This is a genomic window from Kitasatospora sp. NPDC017646, from assembly GCF_044329365.1.
Lineage (GTDB): Bacteria > Actinomycetota > Actinomycetes > Streptomycetales > Streptomycetaceae > Kitasatospora.
On record NZ_JBIRJC010000021.1, the window covers coordinates 1 to 18,486 of the forward strand.

Annotated in this window: 19 protein-coding genes and 1 pseudogene; 7 read left to right on the top strand and 13 right to left on the bottom strand. The window is 72.6% G+C overall.

All coding sequences use genetic code 11. The features are described from left to right. From ACH4J0_RS27830 to ACH4J0_RS27840, 3 genes and pseudogenes are all read right to left on the bottom strand, one after another. Positions 1–121: pseudogene (locus tag ACH4J0_RS27830) on the bottom strand (ABC transporter ATP-binding protein); the annotation flags it as partial. A gap of 182 nt (positions 122–303) precedes the next feature. Next, positions 304–2,460 (bottom strand): restriction endonuclease, encoded by a 2,157-nt coding sequence (locus ACH4J0_RS27835; RefSeq protein ID WP_396243344.1) that lies wholly within the window; start codon positions 2,458–2,460, stop codon positions 304–306. 187 nt (positions 2,461–2,647) lie between these two features. After that, positions 2,648–3,280, bottom strand: coding sequence for a maleylpyruvate isomerase N-terminal domain-containing protein (locus ACH4J0_RS27840; protein ID WP_396243345.1), 633 nt, complete (start codon positions 3,278–3,280; stop codon positions 2,648–2,650). A gap of 112 nt (positions 3,281–3,392) precedes the next feature. On the opposite strand from ACH4J0_RS27840, the gene ACH4J0_RS27845 reads away from it, so the two are divergent. Then, positions 3,393–4,331, top strand: a complete 939-nt coding sequence (locus tag ACH4J0_RS27845; protein WP_396243346.1) for a DUF2797 domain-containing protein — start codon at positions 3,393–3,395, stop codon at positions 4,329–4,331. An 18-nt stretch (positions 4,332–4,349) separates the two neighbouring features. On the opposite strand, the gene ACH4J0_RS27850 is transcribed toward ACH4J0_RS27845, so the two are convergent. The 6 genes from ACH4J0_RS27850 to ACH4J0_RS27875 form a co-directional block, all read right to left on the bottom strand. Next, a complete protein-coding gene (locus ACH4J0_RS27850; protein WP_396243347.1) occupies positions 4,350–4,715 on the bottom strand; it encodes a hypothetical protein in 366 nt (121 codons plus the stop codon). Further along, the gene (locus ACH4J0_RS27855) at positions 4,712–5,362 is read right to left on the bottom strand and encodes a DUF6232 family protein (RefSeq protein WP_396243348.1); all 651 of its coding nucleotides are present in this window, start codon (positions 5,360–5,362) and stop codon (positions 4,712–4,714) included. Before ACH4J0_RS27855 ends, ACH4J0_RS27850 begins: the two co-directional genes overlap by 4 nt. Positions 5,363–5,486: 124 nt before the next feature. Beyond that, positions 5,487–5,798: a hypothetical protein gene (locus ACH4J0_RS27860; RefSeq protein ID WP_396243349.1), complete on the bottom strand. Its 312-nt coding sequence runs from the start codon at positions 5,796–5,798 to the stop codon at positions 5,487–5,489. Between the two features lie 355 nt (positions 5,799–6,153). Further along, entirely contained in the window at positions 6,154–6,891 is a 738-nt protein-coding gene (locus ACH4J0_RS27865; RefSeq protein ID WP_030285070.1) for a succinate dehydrogenase/fumarate reductase iron-sulfur subunit, read from the bottom strand. Continuing rightward, complete coding sequence (locus ACH4J0_RS27870; protein ID WP_396243350.1) at positions 6,888–8,831, bottom strand: fumarate reductase/succinate dehydrogenase flavoprotein subunit; 1,944 nt, start codon at positions 8,829–8,831, stop codon at positions 6,888–6,890. The genes ACH4J0_RS27865 and ACH4J0_RS27870 overlap by 4 nt, the downstream gene beginning before the upstream one ends. Further along, a complete protein-coding gene (locus ACH4J0_RS27875) occupies positions 8,828–9,532 on the bottom strand; it encodes a succinate dehydrogenase cytochrome b subunit (RefSeq protein ID WP_396243351.1) in 705 nt (234 codons plus the stop codon). The genes ACH4J0_RS27870 and ACH4J0_RS27875 overlap by 4 nt, the downstream gene beginning before the upstream one ends. Positions 9,533–9,628: 96 nt before the next feature. Here ACH4J0_RS27875 and ACH4J0_RS27880 point away from each other — a divergent pair, with 96 nt between their 5' ends. Continuing rightward, positions 9,629–10,549, top strand: coding sequence for a LysR family transcriptional regulator (locus ACH4J0_RS27880; RefSeq protein ID WP_396243352.1), 921 nt, complete (start codon positions 9,629–9,631; stop codon positions 10,547–10,549). Between the two features lie 47 nt (positions 10,550–10,596). On the opposite strand, the gene ACH4J0_RS27885 is transcribed toward ACH4J0_RS27880, so the two are convergent. Next, on the bottom strand, positions 10,597–11,085 hold the full coding sequence (locus ACH4J0_RS27885) for a glutathione peroxidase (RefSeq protein WP_396243353.1): 489 nt from the start codon (positions 11,083–11,085) through the stop codon (positions 10,597–10,599). Positions 11,086–11,230: 145 nt separating this feature from the next. Next, complete coding sequence (gene gcl, locus ACH4J0_RS27890; RefSeq protein ID WP_396243354.1) at positions 11,231–13,012, bottom strand: glyoxylate carboligase; 1,782 nt, start codon at positions 13,010–13,012, stop codon at positions 11,231–11,233. Between the two features lie 259 nt (positions 13,013–13,271). Between gcl and ACH4J0_RS27895 the strand changes: the two genes are divergently transcribed. Next, complete coding sequence (locus tag ACH4J0_RS27895) at positions 13,272–13,568, top strand: MTH1187 family thiamine-binding protein (protein WP_396243355.1); 297 nt, start codon at positions 13,272–13,274, stop codon at positions 13,566–13,568. An 8-nt stretch (positions 13,569–13,576) separates the two neighbouring features. Here ACH4J0_RS27895 and ACH4J0_RS27900 read toward each other — a convergent pair whose 3' ends face one another. Beyond that, a complete protein-coding gene (locus ACH4J0_RS27900; RefSeq protein WP_396243356.1) occupies positions 13,577–14,056 on the bottom strand; it encodes a DoxX family protein in 480 nt (159 codons plus the stop codon). Between the two features lie 148 nt (positions 14,057–14,204). Between ACH4J0_RS27900 and ACH4J0_RS27905 the strand changes: the two genes are divergently transcribed. Further along, positions 14,205–14,783, top strand: a complete 579-nt coding sequence (locus ACH4J0_RS27905) for a TetR/AcrR family transcriptional regulator (protein ID WP_396243357.1) — start codon at positions 14,205–14,207, stop codon at positions 14,781–14,783. A 511-nt stretch (positions 14,784–15,294) separates the two neighbouring features. Continuing rightward, a complete protein-coding gene (locus tag ACH4J0_RS27910; protein ID WP_396243460.1) occupies positions 15,295–16,056 on the top strand; it encodes an SDR family NAD(P)-dependent oxidoreductase in 762 nt (253 codons plus the stop codon). 10 nt (positions 16,057–16,066) lie between these two features. Here the strand turns inward: ACH4J0_RS27910 and ACH4J0_RS27915 are convergent, their stop codons facing one another. Further along, entirely contained in the window at positions 16,067–16,510 is a 444-nt protein-coding gene (locus ACH4J0_RS27915) for a hypothetical protein (RefSeq protein WP_396243358.1), read from the bottom strand. 164 nt (positions 16,511–16,674) lie between these two features. Between ACH4J0_RS27915 and ACH4J0_RS27920 the strand changes: the two genes are divergently transcribed. Both ACH4J0_RS27920 and ACH4J0_RS27925 read left to right on the top strand, forming a co-directional pair. Beyond that, the gene (locus tag ACH4J0_RS27920) at positions 16,675–17,583 is read left to right on the top strand and encodes a carbohydrate ABC transporter permease (protein WP_396243359.1); all 909 of its coding nucleotides are present in this window, start codon (positions 16,675–16,677) and stop codon (positions 17,581–17,583) included. Beyond that, a complete protein-coding gene (locus ACH4J0_RS27925; RefSeq protein WP_396243360.1) occupies positions 17,580–18,476 on the top strand; it encodes a carbohydrate ABC transporter permease in 897 nt (298 codons plus the stop codon). The genes ACH4J0_RS27920 and ACH4J0_RS27925 overlap by 4 nt, the downstream gene beginning before the upstream one ends. Positions 18,477–18,486: the final 10 nt, after the last annotated feature.

Consider the following 18,486-nt stretch of genomic DNA (forward strand, 5'->3'; position numbering starts at 1 on the left):
ACGTCACGCTGACGTCGTCGAGGGCGACGACCCGGGTTTCCCCCTCCCCGTAGACCTTGTTCAGACCGGTGGCGCGGGCGGCCGCCAGGCCGGTGCGGACGGCGGTTGGGGGGAAGGTCACGAGGACTCCTGGGAACGAAATCGGGGAACGAATCGGATTTTCCTACCGACCCATCCTCCCAAGTGGTTCAAGCCCGATGCGTATGCCGAGGGGACGGTCGTCCCCCGCCGACCCGGTGGTGCGGCGGGGGCACTCTCCTCCTTCGGTATGACATGTCCCCTGAGGGCCGAAGTCCCCGGCCGTCACTCCACCGCGACGCCGAAGGCCGTCGCCAGCCCGGCCAGACCGTTCGTCACCGCTCGCACCGAGGGCGCGAACTGCCAGCCACCGTCCGCCCGTCGGAAGCTCCCGAGTAGCATCGCGGAGTCCGGGATGCCGCCGTTGGCGCCCGGCCACTTCGCCGGCCCGGCCGCGCCCGGCCCGTACTCGGCGGCGACCGCCAGCCCGTACACGTGGCCGAGCGGCAGGGCAGGGGGCTCCTCCTCCTCGGTGGAGACCGCGAGCACCACCTCGTCGACGGCGGACCGCAGCCGGTGCAGGTCCAGGCTCAGCCGGGCCGCCCGGACCGGCGCGCCCGGCACCGAGCGGGTGGGGTGCAGGCGCACGGCGCCGTCCGGGTCCTGCGGGTTGTTGAAGAACACGAAGTGCTCGTCGCTCAGCACCCGGCCGCCGGCGCACAGGAACGCGGTGACGTCCAGCTCCACCGGGTCCCCGCCGGCCGTACGGCTCTGCCAGCTGACGGTCACGCTGCTCTGCGGGGCGGCCGGCTCGGCCTCCCTCGGCCGCGGACCGGGCTCGGCTCCGCTCCCGCCCGGTCCGCCGCCGAGCCGGCCGCGCAGGCCCTGTTCGGCCAGCAGCTCCACCAGCTCCGGCCCGCTCACCAGGGTCAGCGGCTTGCCCTCGATGTAGCTGTACGAGCCGCGGCCGAAGCCCGCCGTGGTCACCAGGATGCCCTTGATCGCGCCGTGGTGGCGGACGGTGGACTCCAGGTCGCGCACGGCCGTCGGAGGGACGGTCTTCTTGTAGCGCTTGGCCTGGATCACGATCTTGCCGCCGGTCACCGGATCGAGGTCCTCGGCCACCACGTCCACCCCGACGTCGCCGCTGCGGGCCGTGGTCATGACGCGGAAACCGCGCAGCCGGAACAGTTCGGCGATCAGGTCCTCGAACTCCAGGGGGTCCATCTCGAACAGGTCCGGCTCGTCCTCGCCGAAGTGCCCGGCCACGTTCCCGCCCACCGACTCCGGCAGCCGGTCCGGCTTCACCTCGTCCAGCCGCTCCGGCCGCGCCGACAGTCTGCCGCCCAGGCCCTGGAAGCACTCCACCGGGGCCACCCGGTCCAGCGCCAGCCCGGAGAACTCGGCCCGGGTCGCGGTCAGCGTGGACAGGAAGCGCTCCGCCTCCCGGCCGGTCGCCGGGTCGATGCCCAGCACGAAGCCGTTGAGCACCACCGAGTCCAGCAGCCCGTCCCGGTCCGCCCGGAACAGCTCCGCGGCCACCCGCAGCGCCGACTGCGCCAGCACCTCCCGGTACAGCGCCTTGCGCTCGGTCGCCGGACGGGCCACCTCGGCCTCGCGGTCGTCCGTCTTCACGTACCGCACCCGGGTCGCCGCCGGCACCACGTCCGGACCGGGCAGCTCCCAGTTCACCACCAGCTGACGGCTCGACACCTCCCAGGCCGCCACCAGCCGGTGCGGGAAGCCCTCCGGCCAGGCCGCCGAGGCGTACAGACCAGCCGTGAAGTACTCCTGCACCGCCTCCGGCTCACCCGCCCGCAGCCGCCGCAGCAACTCCTCGGTACCGGCCCCGCGCTCCTCCTCCCGGCGGCGGAAGCCCTCCGCCCAGACCAGGTACTCCTGGTGGTACGCGGCCAGCCGGCGCTGCCGGTCCGCCTCCCGCGCCTGCGCGGCGTACCAGTCCTGCTCGAACCGGGCCCGGGCCTGGGCGAGGTACTGCTCGTACTGCCGGCGCACCCCGGCGTTGCGGGCCTGCGCCGCGTCCGGCGGCGGCACGTGGTACCGGGCGGAGGCCTGGTCCGGCATCGGCACCGGCTCACCCAGCGGCCCCGGATCGAACGGCGGCACCGGGCGCGGCGCCAGCAGCGTCCGCGGCCCGAACGCCGGCGCGGCCAGCCCGGCCGCCAGCAACCCGCGCAACTCCGCCACCCGGGCGTCCAGTTCGGCCGTCCGCCGGGCCGCCTCCGCCTCCCGCGACTGCTGGTACGCGCGCTGCGCCTCCCGCTCGTCCCGGGCGGCCGCCCGTTGCGCCTCGCGCTGCGCGCGCTCGTGCCGGCGCAACTCCGCCGCCTCGGCACGCCAACGGGCCTCCTCCCGGCGCTGCTGCTGCCGCTGCGCCTCCGCCCAGACCGCCAGCACCCCGCTGTTCCGCCGCCCCGCCACCAGCCACCCCTTCGTCCTCGCACCGACCCGGCCGCCCCGCGCCACCTCCCGGCGACACCGCCGACCGCGCCCGCCACAATAGAACGTGGACGGCCGGCCGGGCCAAGCGTCCGCGACCTGCGGAAGGGGACGGAGCAGGCGGCGCGGCGGACGCCTGGCGACCGGTCAGCGGGTGCCGTGGGCAGGCTCAGTCCCGTGGTCCGGCGTACCAGCGCCAGTCGGTGCGCTGCGGGAGGCCGGGCAGGGCGGTGCGGCCGGTGGCCCAGAGCAGGGTGGGCCAGGGATCCGCGCCGACCGGGACGTCCGGGAACAACCGAGCCAGGGTCCGGGCGCAGACCTCGGCGGGCGGGTCCCAGGGGAGGCCGAGGCCCTGGGCGACGTCGTGGAGGTGGACCAGCGTCTCGACCAGGCTCATGGCCACGAAGCCGGAGGCGTCGGCGAGACCCCACGGGTGGTACGCACGGGCCCGCGGCGGCGCGACCCGGGCGACGGCGACCATCAACCCGCCGCAGGCGTCCAGCACTTCGAGCAACCCCGGTACCCCGTCGGCCGGTTCGGCGCGGACGAAGTTGTTCGGGGCGCCGGGGGAGCGGCGGGTCGCCACGAAGGGCACGTACCGCTCGCGCGGCGGCCGCGCCGGGCCGAGCTGGGCGGCGTACGCGAGGAGGTCGTCGGCGAGGTGCTCGACGGTCTCCCAGCAGCTCCAGCCGAGCGTGCCGGCGGGCCGCGACCAGTCCGCGTCCGCCGGGGCCCCGGCCAGGGTGTCGACGGCCAGGCGCAGGGTGCGGGCGAGGTCGTCCGGGGTCGGTGAGTCGATCATGGGCCGGACGCTAGCAGCGGGGCAGGGAGACGATCCATCCTCCGGGATGCGGATGTTGTCGGTGGCAGCGGGTAGCCTCACCCGGGTCGTCGACCTACAGGGAGGGCTGCCCGTGACGATCCCCGCGCCCCAGCGTCCGGAGCGGCCGGCCGGCTGGGTCTCCACCGGCCTGAGCTGGCACGACGGCCGGGCGCTGCTCGGCGCCGTGCGCGGCAGCCGGGTGCACGAGCGCGCCGTCGCGCCGGGTACGGAGGTCGGCTGGCTGCTCGGCGGCCCGCGCCGCTGCACCGGGGCCTGGCTGGCCGGGGCGACGGAACGCACGCCCTGCCCGCACCACGCGGAGATCGCCCCGGACGGCGGTGCCACGCAGTGCCCGGCCTGCCAGAGCGTGGACCGCGGCCTGGCGCTGGCCCGGGACCAGATCCTGGACGACGGCCGCACCTATCTGCTCTACCTCGCCTGGTTCGGCGAGGGCCTGCTGAAGGTCGGCCTGACCGCCGAGCAGCGCGGCGACAGCCGACTGCTCGAACAGGGCGCACTGGCCTACGCGTTCACCGCGCGCGGCGGCCTGCCCGCGGTGCGGCGCGCCGAACTGACCGTCGCCGCCTCGGGGATGGCCCGCGAGCGCTACAAGTCCCGGCTGAAGACGGACCACTGGTGGGCGCACGGGGACGTCGCGCACCGCCGTACGGTGCTCACCGGGGCCCGCGCCCGGGCCCACCGGCTGCTGGACGGCCACGCCGTGGAACTGCTCGCCGACCGCCCGGTGGTGGACCACGTGGAGCGCTTCGGACTGGCCGGCGGCGCCCCCGAGACCTACCGGGAGATCGCCGGCCTGGCCCACGGCGCGGTGATCGCCGGCACACTGCGCCCGCCGGTGGGCCGGCACCTCTTCCTCGACCAGCCGGACGGCTCCGGCCCGCTGCTGCTGGACACCCGGAGGCTCACCGGCTGGACGCTCACGCCCGTCACCGGCCGCGCCTGCGAGGGACTCGCCCTGGAGGCGCGGGTCCGCCCGCCGGAGCCGGACACCCAGGAGGCGCTGTTCTGACGCCGGGGCCGACGCCCGTCAGTTGCTGATCAGGGCGAGCAGCTGGGTCACCAGGCCCAGCACGGGCGCGGCCGCCTCGCCGAGCTCCCGGGTCAGGCCGGCCAGCAGGTGGAGGGTGTTGCGCCGGCTGCGCCGCTCCTGGGCGGCAGGCTCGCGCAGCACCGGCAGGGTCTCCTCCAGACTCCGCCGGTCCTCCGCGGGCACCCGCGCGTCCCGGGCCAAGTCGGCCACCGCGGCGGCCAGTCGGGCGAACATCGCGGTGATCTCTGGCGGCAGGGCCTGGTCGGCGACGGGCCCGTTGTTGTGCTGGACGCCGACGTTGTGGTGGCCGCCGTGGATGGTGACGTTGTCGCCGAACTGGAACTGCGGGCCGTTACCGCTCATTTGATGACTCCCGTGTTTCCCTGGCCGCCGTAGATGTTGACGTTGTCGCCGAACTGGTAGTGCCGCAGGTCCACGAGGACGTTGCTGACGAACTGCTGGAACTCGGTCTGCGGATTCTCGATCGCGTGGGTGATCCTGGCCTGGAGCTCGTACGCGTACTTCGGGTCCTTCCAGGCCAGCAGCGCGGTCGGCGGGCCGGCCGTGTCGACGGTCAGCGCGTGCAGCCGGCGCTGGAGCAGCACGGGCAGGGTGGCGACCAGGAAGTAGAACACCACGAGGACCAGGGACACCACCACGATCCAGCCCGAGCCGGAGTTGTTGCTTTCGCTGCTGCCGAAGCCCGAGTGGGAGGTGTCGGCGAGGGCGGTGAGCGCGGCCAGGACGAGCGCGATCCCCAGCACGATCCCGGCGAACTTGAGGAACCGTTTGATCGCGCCGAGCACATCGGGCACGATCACCGTGATGCTGACCCGCGCGACGGTGGCCAGCGGGTAGGCCGCCGTCCCGATCCAGAGGATGCGCCTGGTCACGGCCACCCGGGTGGCGGACGGGTCGTACGTGGGCATCGGCGGCTGGACGAACGGAGCGGAGCCGGTCTGTCCGGCCCCCGGCGGTTCGGCCGGTTCGGTCGGCTGGGTCGGTTGCACGGACGTTCCCCCAAGGCTGTCGAGCGAGCGACGACAATTAACCAGCACGCTGTGGGCGTGCACAAGCGCTTTGCCGAAAGCAGTACTTGACGGATCGTCCGGTCACCGGCCCGGCCCGCGGGGCTCAGCCCAGCCGGCCGCGCACCCCGCCCGGCCCGGAACGCGCCCGGCGGGACAGCGGCGGCCGGGACGGCCTGACGTCGCCGCGCCCGACGGCGGCCGGCTCGGCGGCCTCGGCGGCGCGCCGGGCCAGGGCGGCCCGGGCGGCGGCCAGGGCGACGCGGGCGAGCAGAGGGTCCTCCCGGAGGCCCGCCGTGCGCTTGGACGTCTGGCAGGCGGAGCACCAGACCGGCGAGGCCGGCCCGTCCGGGTACACCATGCCCTCCGGCGGCAGGTAGCGCCCACCGCACTCGACGCACTCGAAGACCAGTCTCATCCGACGATCACCGTCCCGGATCCGTGGCACCGACCGCAGGGCGACCAGTAGTCGTGAACCCTGGGCACCATGCTCCCTTCCTCGTCCAGTTCGACCGTTGCCTCGGTCTTCTGGGTCCCCCCGGACCCGCCGCAGCCGGAGCAGGACTGAACCTCGGGCATATGCCGTCCTTCCGTGGCGGAGCACCACCGTAGCGCGATTCTCGGTCAGGAAGCACCGCTCGGGGCCATCCACCACCCGTTCGGGGAGCGCGAACTGCCCTCGTACGCCCCGGAGGACGCCGGGACGGCGCGAGCGTCGGCCCCTCGCCTGAGCACCGGAGCGAGGGGCCGCCGTCTTCGGGGGGGGGGGGGCGTCAGCCGCGGGCGGCCCGCAGGAACTCCCGGTTCATCGCCGCGATGCTGGGCAGCGGGATGCCCTTGGGGCAGGCGGTGGCGCACTCGCCGGTGTTGGTGCAGCCGCCGAAGCCCTCGGCGTCCATCGCCGACACCATGTTCCGCACCCGGGCGGCTCGTTCGGGCGCGCCCTGGGGCAGCACGTTGAGGTGCACCACCTTGGCTGAGGTGAAGAGCATCGCCGAGCCGTTCGGGCAGGCGGCCACGCAGGCGCCGCAGCCGATGCACTCGGCGTGCTCGAAGGCGGTGTCCGCGGCCTCCTTGGGGACGGGCGTGGCGTGCGCCTCGGGGGCGCTGCCGGTGGGGGCGGTGATGTAGCCGCCGGAGCCGATGATCCGGTCGAAGGCCGAGCGGTCCACCACCAGGTCCTTGACCACCGGGAAGGCCGCCGCCCGCCACGGTTCGACGTCGATGGTGTCGCCGTCCCGGAAGTGCCGCATGTGCAGCTGGCAGGTGGTGGTGCGTTCGGGGCCGTGCGCCTGGCCGTTGATGACCATGCCGCAGGCGCCGCAGATGCCCTCGCGGCAGTCGTGGTCGAAGGCGACCGGCTGGTCGCCGCGGGTGATCAGTTCCTCGTTGAGGGTGTCGAGCATCTCCAGGAAGGACATGTCCGGGCTGATGCCGCTGACCTGGTAGGTGGTCATCGAGCCGGGTGCGTCCGGGCCCGCCTGGCGCCAGATGCGCAGGGTGAGGTTCATGCGTAACTCCGCTGGGTGGGGTGGACGTACTCGAAGTCGAGCTCCTCGCGGTGGAGGACGGGGGCCCGGCCGGTGGCGGTGAACTCCCAGGCGGCGGCGTAGGTGAACTCCTCGTCGCGCCTGGCGGCCTCGCCGTCGGGGGTCTGGCTCTCGGTGCGGAAGTGGCCGCCGCAGGACTCGGCGCGGTGCAGCGCGTCCAGGCACATCAGCTCGGCCAGTTCGAAGTAGTCGACCAGCCGGTTGGCCTTCTCCAGCGACTGGTTGAGTTCCTGCCCGGTGCCGGGCACCTTGATCCGGTGCCAGAACTCCTCGCGCAGCTGCGGGATCCGTTCCAGCGCGCGCTTGAGCCCGGCCTCGTCGCGGGCCATCCCGCACTCGTCCCACAGGAGTTCGCCGAGTTCACGGTGGAAGGAGTCCGGGGTGCGGTCGCCGTCGACGGAGAGGATCAGGTTGAGCCGGTCCTCGACCTCGGCCTCGACCTCGGTGAGCACCGGGTGGTCGGCGGGCACCGCGGCTACCGGGTTGCGGGCGAGGTAGTCGTTGATGGTGGGCGGCAGCACGAAGTAGCCGTCTGCGAGGCCCTGCATCAGGGCGCTGGCGCCGAGACGGTTGGCTCCGTGGTCGGAGAAGTTGGCCTCGCCGATCGCGAACAGGCCGGGGACGCTGGTCTGCAGGTCGTAGTCGACCCAGAGGCCGCCCATCGTGTAGTGGATCGCCGGGTAGATCCGCATCGGCACCTGGTACGGGTCCTCGGCGGTGATCCGCTCGTACATCTCGAAGAGGTTGCCGTACTTGGCCTCGACGGCGTCCCGGCCCATCCGGCGGATCGCGTCGGCGAAGTCCAGGTACACGCCCTGCCCGCCGGGGCCGACGCCGCGGCCCTCGTCGCAGACGTTCTTGGCGGCCCGGGAGGCGATGTCGCGCGGCACCAGGTTGCCGAAGGAGGGGTAGATCCGCTCCAGGTAGTAGTCCCGCTCCTCCTCCGGGATCCGCGCGGGCGGGCGGGTGTCGCCCTGGGCCTTGGGCACCCAGATCCGGCCGTCGTTGCGCAGCGACTCGCTCATCAGGGTGAGCTTGGACTGGTGGTCGCCGGAGCGCGGGATGCAGGTCGGGTGGATCTGGGTGAAGCACGGGTTGGCGAAGTAGGCGCCGCGCCGGTGGGCCCGCCAGATCGCGGTGGCGTTGGAGTTCTTGGCGTTGGTGGAGAGGTAGAACACGTTGCCGTAGCCGCCGGTGGCGAGGACGACGGCGTCCGCCGTGTGGCTGGTGATCCTCCCGGTGACCAGGTCGCGGGCGACGATGCCGCGGGCCCGGCCGTCGACCACCAGCAGGTCGAGCATCTCGGTGCGCGGGTGGATCTCCACGTTCCCGGCGGCGATCTGCCGGGAGAGCGCCTGGTAGGCGCCGAGCAGCAGCTGCTGGCCGGTCTGGCCGCGGGCGTAGAAGGTGCGGGAGACCTGCACGCCGCCGAAGGAGCGGGTGTCCAGCAGGCCGCCGTACTCGCGGGCGAAGGGCACGCCCTGGGCGACGCACTGGTCGATGATCTCCACCGAGACCTGGGCCAGCCGGTGCACGTTGGACTCGCGGGCGCGGAAGTCGCCGCCCTTGACGGTGTCGTAGAACAGCCGGCGGATCGAGTCGCCGTCGTTGCGGTAGTTCTTGGCCGCGTTGATGCCGCCCTGGGCGGCGATCGAGTGGGCGCGCCGCGGGGAGTCCTGGAAGCAGAACTGGACGACGTGGTAGCCCTGTTCGGCGAGGGTGGCGCCGGCCGCGCCGCCGGCCAGGCCGGTGCCGACCACGATCACGGTGTGCTTGCGCCGGTTGGCCGGGTTGACCAGCTTGGCGTCGAACCGCCGCTGGTCCCAGCGCTGTTCGATCGGCCCGGTGGGGGCCTTGGTGTCGGCGATCGGCTCGCCGACCGCGTAGTCCAGGTAGCTCATTTCACGACTCCGGTCATCACGGCGACGGGAACGGACAGGAAGCCGGCCGTCAGCAGCAGCGCCAGGCCGTCGGCGGTCAGCTTCAGCGCCCGGTCGCGGCGGGCGTTGTTGGCGCCGAGGGTCTGGGCGGCGCTCCAGAAGCCGTGCCGGATGTGGAGGCCGAGGGCCAGCATCGCGACGATGTAGATCACGTCGCTGTACCAGCGGCCGAAGGTGCCCACGACGTTCTGGTAGACGCGGCCGTGCTCGGCGACCGGGTTCACGGTGAGCGTGGTGAGGTCGAGGATGTGCCACACGACGAACAGGCCGAGGATCACCCCGCCCCAGCGCATGGTCCGGGTCGCGTAGCTGGCGCGACGGCGCCGGTGCACGTACTTGCTCGGGCGGGCGGCGAGGTCCCGGCGGCTGAGCTGGTACGCGGACACGCCGTGCAGGGCGACGGAGGCCAGCAGGGCGAGGCGGGCGATCCACAGGAACCACTCGTGGCCCAGGAACGGCTGGCCGATGGTGCGCAGCCAGGCCGCGTAGCCGTTGATGTCGTCGGGGCCGAAGAACACCTTGAGGTTCCCCAGCATGTGCGCGACCAGGTACAGCAGCATGACCAGTCCGGTGACGGCCATGACCGCCTTCTTGCCGACGGTCGACCGCCACAGGGTCGCCAGGGTGGACGGATGCCGGCCCGTCCGAGTCGCGGTTGTCATGGCAGCAACGGTAGGGAGGACGGCCAGGGTGCGTCCAAGACATGCTGCGGCTGGTGACGATAGTCAGGGCCTATCGGCGCGGCGTAGCCTGGTCGCGTGCAGCTGCAGCAACTCCGCTACTTCCTGGCCGTCGCCGAGACCCGGCACTTCACCCGGGCGGCCGAGGCCGTGCACGTCGCCCAGCCCTCGCTGTCCCAGCAGATCCGTTCGCTGGAAAGGGAGTTGGGGGCCGAACTGTTCCACCGCACCCGGGGCAACATCGCCCTGACCGACGCCGGGGACGCCCTGCTGCCGCTGGCCCGGCGCATCCTCGCGGACACCGAGAGCGCCCGCATGGCCGTCCAGGAGACGGTGCAGCTGCGCCGCGGCCGGGTCCGGCTGGGCGCGCCGCCGAGTCTGTGCACCAGCCTGGTGCCGGACGTGCTGCGGGTGTTCCGGGACCGCTACCCGGGCGTCGCGCTGGGGGTGCGCGAGGGCGGCTCGCGCGACCTGGTGCGCTGGCTGGCGGCGGGCGAGCTGGACCTCGCACTGGTCATCACCCCGCCCAGCGGGGAGGCCGTACCCGCCCTCGCCGTCACCGAACTGCTGCACGAGGAACTGGTGCTGGTATCGGCCGCCGGGCCCGCCCGGCGCCCGGTGCGGGTGGCGGAGCTGAGGGGACGGCCGCTGGTGATGTTCCGGGAGGGCTACGACGTGCGCGAGGCCGCGCTGGCGGCCTGCCGGGCGGCCGGGTTCGAGCCCGAGTTCGCCGTCGAGGGCGGCGAGATGGACGCGGTGCTGGGCTTCGTCCGGGCCGGGCTCGGGCCCGCGGTGGTGCCCGGCATGGTGGCGGCCCGCTCGGGGCTGTCCGTCACCCCGTTCGCCGGGCCCGGCCTGGGCCGCACCATCGCGGTCGCGCACGGCCAGGAGGTGCCGCTCACCCGTGCCGCGGAGGCGCTGCGCGACACCCTGCTGGCGCATCTGCGCGACGCCGCCCGGGAGGGTGAACTACCGCCGGGAACAAGGCTGTTGCTGTGAAAGGGCCGCCTTTCGGGGCGGCCCTTTCCGCCAGCGGGAGCGGGGGGTCAGGCCGGCAGCACGGCCTCGATCGCGGTGATCAGCTCCGCCGACTCCGGCTCGACGCGCGGACGCAGGCGCGCGGCGACGGTGCCGTCCGGGGAGATCAGGAACTTCTCGAAGTTCCAGCTGACGTCCCCGGCCTGGCCCTCGGCGTCGGCGACCTCGGTCAGCTGCCGGTACAGCGGGTGCCGGTCGTCACCGTTGACGTCGATCTTCTCGAACAGCGGGAAGGTCACCCCGTAGGTGGTCGAGCAGAAGCCCTGGATCTCCTCGGCGCTGCCCGGCTCCTGTCCGGCGAACTGGTTGCAGGGGAAGCCCAGCACGGTGAACCCGCGCTCGGCGTACCGCTTCTGGAGGTTCTCCAGTCCGATGTACTGCGGGGTCAGGCCGCACTTGGAGGCGACGTTGACGATCAGCAGCGCCTTGCCCTTGTGGTCGCCCAGCGAGGCGGCCTCACCGGCCAGGGTGCGCAGCGGGATGTCGTAGAGGCTCACGGTGGTGGGTCCTTTCGGCAGGTTGGCAGCGGGTCTCGCCCGGGCACACGGTAGCGGCCCCGGACGGCTCAACCGTGCCGGGCCCGCCGGTGTTCCGCGGGCGGGGGGCGTACGGAGCGGCTCGTACGCCCCCGCGTCGGTAGTCTCAGAGGGCCAGCGGCCTGGTGGCGGTCGGCGCGTGCTCGGGGAGGGTGGCCAGCTCCTCGAACTCGTTGACCTTGTCGATGTCGGCGGCGGCCATCGAGATGTCGGTGACCCGCTCCAGGATCGCCTCGACCACGACCGGGACGCGGAACTCGGCGGCCAGCTTCTTGGCCTCCTCGAAGGCCGGCAGCAGGCCCTCGGGCTCGGTGACCCGGATCGCCTTGCAGCCCAGGCCCTCGGCGACCTTGACGTGGTCCACGCCGTAGACGCCCAGCTCCGGCGCGTTGATGTTCTCGAACTCCAGCTTGACCTGGAAGTCGATGTCGAAGTTGCGCTGCGCCTGGCGGATCAGGCCCAGGTAGGAGTTGTTGACCAGCACGTGGACGTACGGGATGCGGTGCTGGGCGCCGACCGCCAGCTCCTCGATCATGAACTGGAAGTCGTAGTCACCGGAGAGGGCGACGATCCGGCCCTCGGGGTCGGCGGTGGCGACGCCCAGCGCGGCCGGGATGGTCCAGCCCAGCGGGCCGGCCTGGCCGCAGTTGATCCAGTGCCGCGGCTTGTAGACGTGCAGCATCTGCGCGCCCGCGATCTGGGACAGGCCGATGGTGGTGACGTAGCGGGTCTCCGGGCCGAAGGCCTTGTTCATCTCCTCGTACACGCGCTGCGGCTTGAGCGGCACGTTGTCGAAGTGGGTGCGGCGCTGGAGCCGCGCCTTGCGCTCCTGGGTGGAGGCGGCCCACTCGCTGCGGTCCTTGAGGGTGCCCGCGGTCCGGAGTTCCCCGGCGACCTGGACGAACAGTTCCAGGGCGGCCTTGGCATCGGAGGCGATGCCGAGGTCGGGGGCGAAGATCTTGCCGATCTGGGTGGGCTCGACGTCGACGTGGACGAACGTGCGGCCCGCGGTGTAGACGTCCAGGCCGCCCGTGTGGCGGTTGGCCCAGCGGTTGCCGATGCCGAGGACGAAGTCGGAGGCGAGGAAGTTCTCGTTGCCGTAGCGGTGCGAGGTCTGCAGGCCGACCATGCCGGCGTTCAGCTCGTGGTCGTCCGGGACGATGCCCCAGCCCATCAGGGTCGGGATCACCGGGACTCCGGTCAGCTCGGCGAACTCCAGCAGCAGCTCGGAGGCGTCGGCGTTGATGACGCCGCCGCCCGCCACGATCAGCGGGCGCTCGGACTCCTGGAGCAGCGCGATGGCCTTCTCGACCTGGATCCGGTTGGCGGTCGGCTTGTAGACGGGCAGCGGCTGGTAGGCCTCCGGGTCGAAGTCGATCTCGGTCAGCTGGACGTCGATCGGCAGGTCGATCAGGACCGGGCCGGGGCGGCCGGAGCGCATCAGGTGGAAGGCCTGCTGGAACACGCCGGGGACCTGCGCGGCCTCCAGGACGGTGGTGGCGGCCTTGGTGACCGGCTTGGCGATCGAGGCGATGTCGACGGCCTGGAAGTCCTCCTTGTGGAGGCGGGCGACCGGGGCCTGGCCGGTGATGCACAGGATCGGGATGGAGTCGGCGATCGCCGAGTACAGGCCGGTGATCATGTCGGTGCCGGCCGGGCCCGAGGTGCCGATGCACACGCCGATGTTGCCGGCCTTGGCGCGGGTGTAGCCCTCGGCCATGTGGGAGGCGCCCTCGACGTGCCGGGCCAGGGTGTGCCTGATCCCGCCGGAGGCCTTGAGGGCGGCGTAGAAGGGGTTGATCGCGGCGCCGGGCACGCCGAAGGCGACATCGATCCCTTCGAGCTTGAGGATCTCCACGGCCGCGCGGGCGGCTGTCATACGAGGCATCGGGACTCTCCTGCGTCGGCCCGCAGTGGGTCGGAGGGCTCATCTCCTGAATTCCACTATACGGAATAGCGGTTTCTTTATGTGGAAACACGGTAGGGTCGGGCCGTCGGGGAGTCAAGGAGAACTTCAACAGAATGTGGAAGGTGGAGGCGCTCCCGGTGTCGTCCGGCGGGAATCCGCCCGACCGCCTACCCTGGTCGCGGCCCGGAGTGGTCCGGGCCGCAACCGGTGTCATCGGGTGAGTAGGGAGCGCAGAACCGTGATCGCAGCCTTTTCGGTGACTCCGCTGGGAATCGGCGAGGACGTGGGGGAGGTGGTGGCCGCGGCCGTCCGGGTGGTCCGGGCCAGCGGGCTGCCGAACCGTACGGACGCGATGTTCACCAGCATCGAGGGGGAGTGGGATGAGGTCATGCCGGTGATCAGGGCGGCGATCGAGGCGGTGAAGGCGCACAGCAACCGGGTGAGCACGGTCATCAAGATCGACGACCGGGCCGGGGTCACCGACGGCCTCACCGCCAAGGTCGCCTCGGTAGAGCGCCACCTCGCGCAGGGCTGAGTCCTTCCTCAGTCGGTGGAGGTGGGTCGCGCGGCGGCCGGTTCGGCTGCCGCGGCCCGGGGGCGGCGGATGGTGAGCAGCCGGTCCAGGGAGTACGGGCCGGAGTCGAGGGCCGCGATGGCCAGGAAGGCCCAGCAGAACATCACGGAGGGTTCGCCCCCGTTCTGCAGCGGCAGCAGCGCGTGTTCCTGGTGGACGGTGAAGTAGGCGTAGGCCATCGAGCCGGAGCAGAGCAGGGCGGCGGGCCTGGTGCCGACTCCGAGGAGGACCAGGGCGCCGCCGACCAGTTGGATCAGGGCGGCCCACCAGCCCGGCCACTGGCCGAGCGGGAGGCTGCCGCCGCCCTTGGTGCCGCCGAGGACGCCGAAGACCGAGGCGGCGCCGTGGCAGCCGAAGAGCAGGCCGACGACGGCCCGGAAGGCCGTCAGGACGATGGGGCGGGCGGCCTCGACGGCCTGGCGGGGAGGTGTGGGGATGTGTGCGGGCATGCCGGAACGCCTCCTGTGTGGGGGGAGGGGTGGGGCGGCAAAAGTAGCCTTGGTCTAGTCCAGTTGGCAATGCTCCGTCAGGCAACGGTCTGGACCAATCGCCGTCCTTTCTTGACCGATCGGTCTCGAAAGGGCTAGCGTTTGCCTCATGGCGCGAACGAAGGAATTCGACCCCGACGCGGCGCTCCAGGCAGCCCTCGAACTGTTCTGGCGCCGCGGCTACGAGGCCACCTCGATGGCCGACCTGGTCGAGGGGCTCGGCATCGCCCGGGCCAGCATCTACGCCACCTTCGGGAACAAGCACGAGCTCTACCTGCGCGCGCTGGAGCGCTACAACGAGCAGCACGACCCCGGCCTGCTGGCCGAGCTGTCCCGGCCCGGCCCGGTGCTGCCCGCCGTCCGCGCCCTGGTGCGCCGATACGCGCTGATGGGGGACGAAGACCGCAAGCGCGGCTGCTTCGTCACCAACACGGCCGTCGAGCTCGCCCCGCACGACGCGGCGGCGGCCCGCCGGGTGGAGGCCAGCTACGACCACCTGGAGACGGCGCTGACCGCCGCCCTGCTGCGCGCCGGGGCCGAGGGGGAACTGCCCGCCGGGCGGGAGCCCCGGGCGCTGGCCAGGATGCTGGTGGTGCTGCTGCAGGGCATCCGGGTGGTGGGCAAGACCGCCGACGGCGGGCCCCGGGTGCGGGACGCCGCCGAGCAGGCGCTGGCGCTGCTGGACTGAGCCGCGCCCGGCCCGGCCGGTATCGTTTGCCGTCCTCATTTTGGACCGAATGGTCTTACGGACGGCCGGGCCGCTGATCGCCCGCCACGGACCGGTGCCGGTCACCGCCGCCGGCCTCGTTCTGGAAAGCGTCGGACTCGCCCTGCTGGCCGGGCTCGACCCCGGCAGCCCCTACACCACCGGACTGCTGCCCGGACTGCTGCTGCCCACCGGAGCCGCCGCCTCCTTCGCCGGAGCGGCCGTACTGGCCACCGGCGGCGTGGCGCCCGAACGCACCGGCCTGGCCGCGGGCGTCCTCAACACCGCCATGGAACTCGGCCCCACCGCCGGGCTGGCCGCCCTGATGGCGCTCGCCGCGACCCGCCCGACCGTCGTCGGCGGCTACGCCGCAGCCTTCGCGACCGCCGCCGCGGGCCTGGCGCTCACCGCGGTCGCGGTCACCGCCGTGCCCCGAACCGACACGACCACCATCGCCCCTGAACGCACCACCCGAGTCAAGGAGTTCACCCCCATGAGCACGCGTTTCGCCGACAAGTCCGTCCTGGTCACCGGCGGCGGCAGCGGCATCGGGCGCGGCATCGCGCTCGCCTTCGCCCAGGAGGGCGCCCGGGTCGCGGTCGCCGGTCGCAGTGCCGGCCCGCTGGCCGAGACCGTGGCCCTGATCGAGGAGGCCGGCGGCAAGGCCGTCGCGCTGACCGGCGACGTGACGAACGGCGAGGACGCCGCCCGGCTGGTCCGGGAGACCGTCGAGCAGTTCGGCGGACTCGACGTCGCCGTCAACAACGCCGGGGTGTTCGGCGCGGCCGGCCCGGTCGCCGAGATCGACGAGGACGACTTCCGGCGGGTGTTCGAGATCAACGTGACCGGCACCCTGCTGGCGATGAAGCACCAGATCGGTCACATGCGGGCCCACGGCGGCGGTGCCATCGTCAACGTCTCGTCCAACCTGGGCGTCCACCGGCGTCTCGAGGGCGTCGGCGGCTACGCCGTCAGCAAGGCCGCGGTCACCGCGCTCACCCGCGCCGCCGCCCGCGACCACGTCGGCGAGGGCGTGCGGATCAACACCGTCAGCCCCGGCCCGGTCGACACCCCGATGTCGTCCCGGCCGGGCGAGAGCGACGCCGAGAAGAGCGACCGGATGAAGTCCGAGGTGCCGGTCGGCCGTCCCGGCGCGGTCGCGGAGATCGCCGCCGCCGTGCTGTACCTGGCCTCGCCGGAGGCGGGCTACACCGTCGGCGCGGACCTGGTACTGGACGGCGGCGTCACCGCCTGACCGGCGCGGCTCAGCCGTTCGACCAGTCTCCGGGCACGGCTCCGTTGAGCGCGTCAAGCGCCTCCGGGGTCCGTGCCCGGGCCGCGATCCAGGCGCCCCCGACCGCCGCGACCAGGACGTCCGGGCCCCGGTGCCAGCGGAACTCCCGACCCAGGGCCGGCAACTCCCGGAAAACGTCCGTGAGTTCCCCTGCGGATTCGGGGAAGTCGTTCAACTCGTCGTCCTCCGGGAGCTTCTCACTCATCGCCATCACCGCCGCCGCCGTCGAGAAGCGCTCCTCCCAGGGCTCCCACCGCTCCTGCGACTTGTCCGCGAGGTCCGGCCGGGCCGCCGTCGGCGGGTCCGCCTGCGCCAGGTCGTCCAGCAGGACGCCCCAGGGGGCGCAGCCCTGGTTCTCCGCCCGGTACACCGGCGCGCCGTCCAGCACGTAGAGCTCCTCCGGCGTCAGCAGCACGTCCTGGGAGCTGGTCAGGGGAGGCCTGGCGCACGACCGGCCGGATCTGACGCGAACGCGTAATTCCGAGGACACCGGTCGATCACCACGGGGTTCCCGCGCTGTCGTTCGGGCAGGACACGGTTTCGGCCGGAACCGACACACGAAAGGCGGACGCGCGACAGATGCCGACCGCACCGCACACCGCACGCGGGAGCCGCTGGGGCGAGCACGGGCTCGCCTGGGCCTTCCTGCTGCCCTCCCTGGTGGTCTTCGCCCTGTTCATCGGCTACCCGCTGGGACGGACGATCTACCTGAGCGGGCACGCCAACGACCTCTTCGGCGCGCCCTCCCGCTACGTCGGGGTGAAGCACTACACCGACCTGCTGTCCTCGGCCGACTTCGGCCGGACGCTGGTCACCACGGGGCTGTTCACCCTGCTCACCGTGGTGCCCGGGGTGCTCGGCGCGCTGGTGCTGGTGCTGCTGCTGGAGAGCCGGATCCGGGGCGTACGGCTGCTGCGCTCCGCCTTCGCGCTGCCCTTCGCCTTCTCGGTGGCCAGCGCCTCGGTGGTCTTCGCGGTGTTCTTCAACCCCGCCAGCGGGGTGCTCAACGGCCTGCTGTCGCACGTCGGCCTCGGGCCGGTCGGCTGGCTCACCGACTCCCGGTACGCGCTGGTCTCGGTGGCCCTGACCACGGTCTGGATGAACCTCGGCTACAACGTGCTGGTGCTCTCGGCGGGCATCGGCTCGATCCCCGGCGAGATCGTCGAGGCGGCCCGCATCGACGGCGCCTCCGGGCTGCGGCTGGCCCGCTCGATCACCATCCCGATGCTCGGCCCGAACCTGTTCTTCCTGACCGTGGTCTCCACCGTCCACGCACTGCAGAGTTTCGGCCAGATCCACATCCTCACCAGGGGTGGACCGGACGGCTCCACCCGGACCCTCGTCTACTCCGTCTACGAGAAGGCCTTCGCCTACAACTCCAGCGACTTCGGCACGGCGAGCGCCCAGGCCGTGGTGCTGCTCGTGGTCGTCCTCGCCTGTACGGCCGTCCAGTTCGGAGTCCTGGAACGGAAGGTGCACTACGCATGACCACCATCGTCACCGAGGCCGGGACCGGGACCGAAGCGCCCCGCCCGCGCAGCCGGGTGCTCGCCGGGCGCTCCCCGCGCGACCTGCTGGGCCGCGCCGTCGTCCACCTGCTGCTGGCCGTCGCCCTGGTCACCGTGGCCTTCCCGGTGTACTACGCGATCGCCGGCGCCTTCATGGGCCCCTCCAAACTATCCTCCTACCCGCCGGCGTTGGTTCCGCACTCGGTCACCGGGCGGAACTTCTCCGGCGCCGTGGACACCATCCCGCTGTTCCGGCAGTACGCCAACTCGGCGATCACGGCCACCGCGATCACCCTCGCCCAGCTGTTCACCTCGATCCTGGCCGCGTACGCCTTCGTCTTCCTGCAGCTGAAGGCCCGGGCCGTGGTGTTCGGGGTGTTCCTGGCCACGCTGATGGTCCCGTGGGAGGCCATCATCATCCCCAACTACCTGACGCTGTCGGACTGGGGCTTCGGCAACACCTACTTCGGCCTGGTCCTGCCGTTCCTGGCCTCCGGCTTCGGCACCTTCATGCTGCGACAGGCCTTCCGGCAGCTGCCCGGCGAACTGCGCGACGCGGCGCGGATCGACGGGGCCGGCCACTGGCGCTTCCTGTGGCGGATCGTCGTCCCGCTGAACAAGCCGGCCCTGGCCGCGCTGTCGATCTACGTCTTCCTGTCGGCCTGGAACCAGTACTTCTGGCCGCTGATCATCACCCGCACGGCCGACATGCAGACCCTGCAGATCGGCCTCACCTCGCTGCGCGACTCCGAGATGGCCGATCCCGGACTGATCCTGGCCGGCGTCGTGCTCTCCCTGCTGCCCACCCTCGCCCTGGTGGTCTTCGGCCAGCGGTTCATCGTCCGCGGCCTCACCGCCGGCGCCGTGCGCTGAGTCCGCCGAG

Bases quoted from the DNA above. Each gene is read 5' to 3' on its own strand.
- ACH4J0_RS27920 (WP_396243359.1), top strand. From the start codon at position 16,675: ATGCCGACCGCACCGCACACCGCACGCGGGAGCCGCTGGGGCGAGCAC.
- ACH4J0_RS27910 (WP_396243460.1), top strand. From the start codon at position 15,295: ATGAGCACGCGTTTCGCCGACAAGTCCGTCCTGGTCACCGGCGGCGGC.
- ACH4J0_RS27870 (WP_396243350.1), bottom strand. From the start codon at position 8,831: ATGAGCTACCTGGACTACGCGGTCGGCGAGCCGATCGCCGACACCAAG.
- ACH4J0_RS27840 (WP_396243345.1), bottom strand. From the start codon at position 3,280: ATGATCGACTCACCGACCCCGGACGACCTCGCCCGCACCCTGCGCCTG.
- ACH4J0_RS27865 (WP_030285070.1), bottom strand. From the start codon at position 6,891: ATGAACCTCACCCTGCGCATCTGGCGCCAGGCGGGCCCGGACGCACCC.
- ACH4J0_RS27860 (WP_396243349.1), bottom strand. From the start codon at position 5,798: ATGAGACTGGTCTTCGAGTGCGTCGAGTGCGGTGGGCGCTACCTGCCG.
- ACH4J0_RS27900 (WP_396243356.1), bottom strand. From the start codon at position 14,056: ATGCCCGCACACATCCCCACACCTCCCCGCCAGGCCGTCGAGGCCGCC.
- ACH4J0_RS27875 (WP_396243351.1), bottom strand. From the start codon at position 9,532: ATGACAACCGCGACTCGGACGGGCCGGCATCCGTCCACCCTGGCGACC.
- ACH4J0_RS27850 (WP_396243347.1), bottom strand. From the start codon at position 4,715: ATGAGCGGTAACGGCCCGCAGTTCCAGTTCGGCGACAACGTCACCATC.
- gcl (WP_396243354.1), bottom strand. From the start codon at position 13,012: ATGCCTCGTATGACAGCCGCCCGCGCGGCCGTGGAGATCCTCAAGCTC.
- ACH4J0_RS27905 (WP_396243357.1), top strand. From the start codon at position 14,205: ATGGCGCGAACGAAGGAATTCGACCCCGACGCGGCGCTCCAGGCAGCC.
- ACH4J0_RS27925 (WP_396243360.1), top strand. From the start codon at position 17,580: ATGACCACCATCGTCACCGAGGCCGGGACCGGGACCGAAGCGCCCCGC.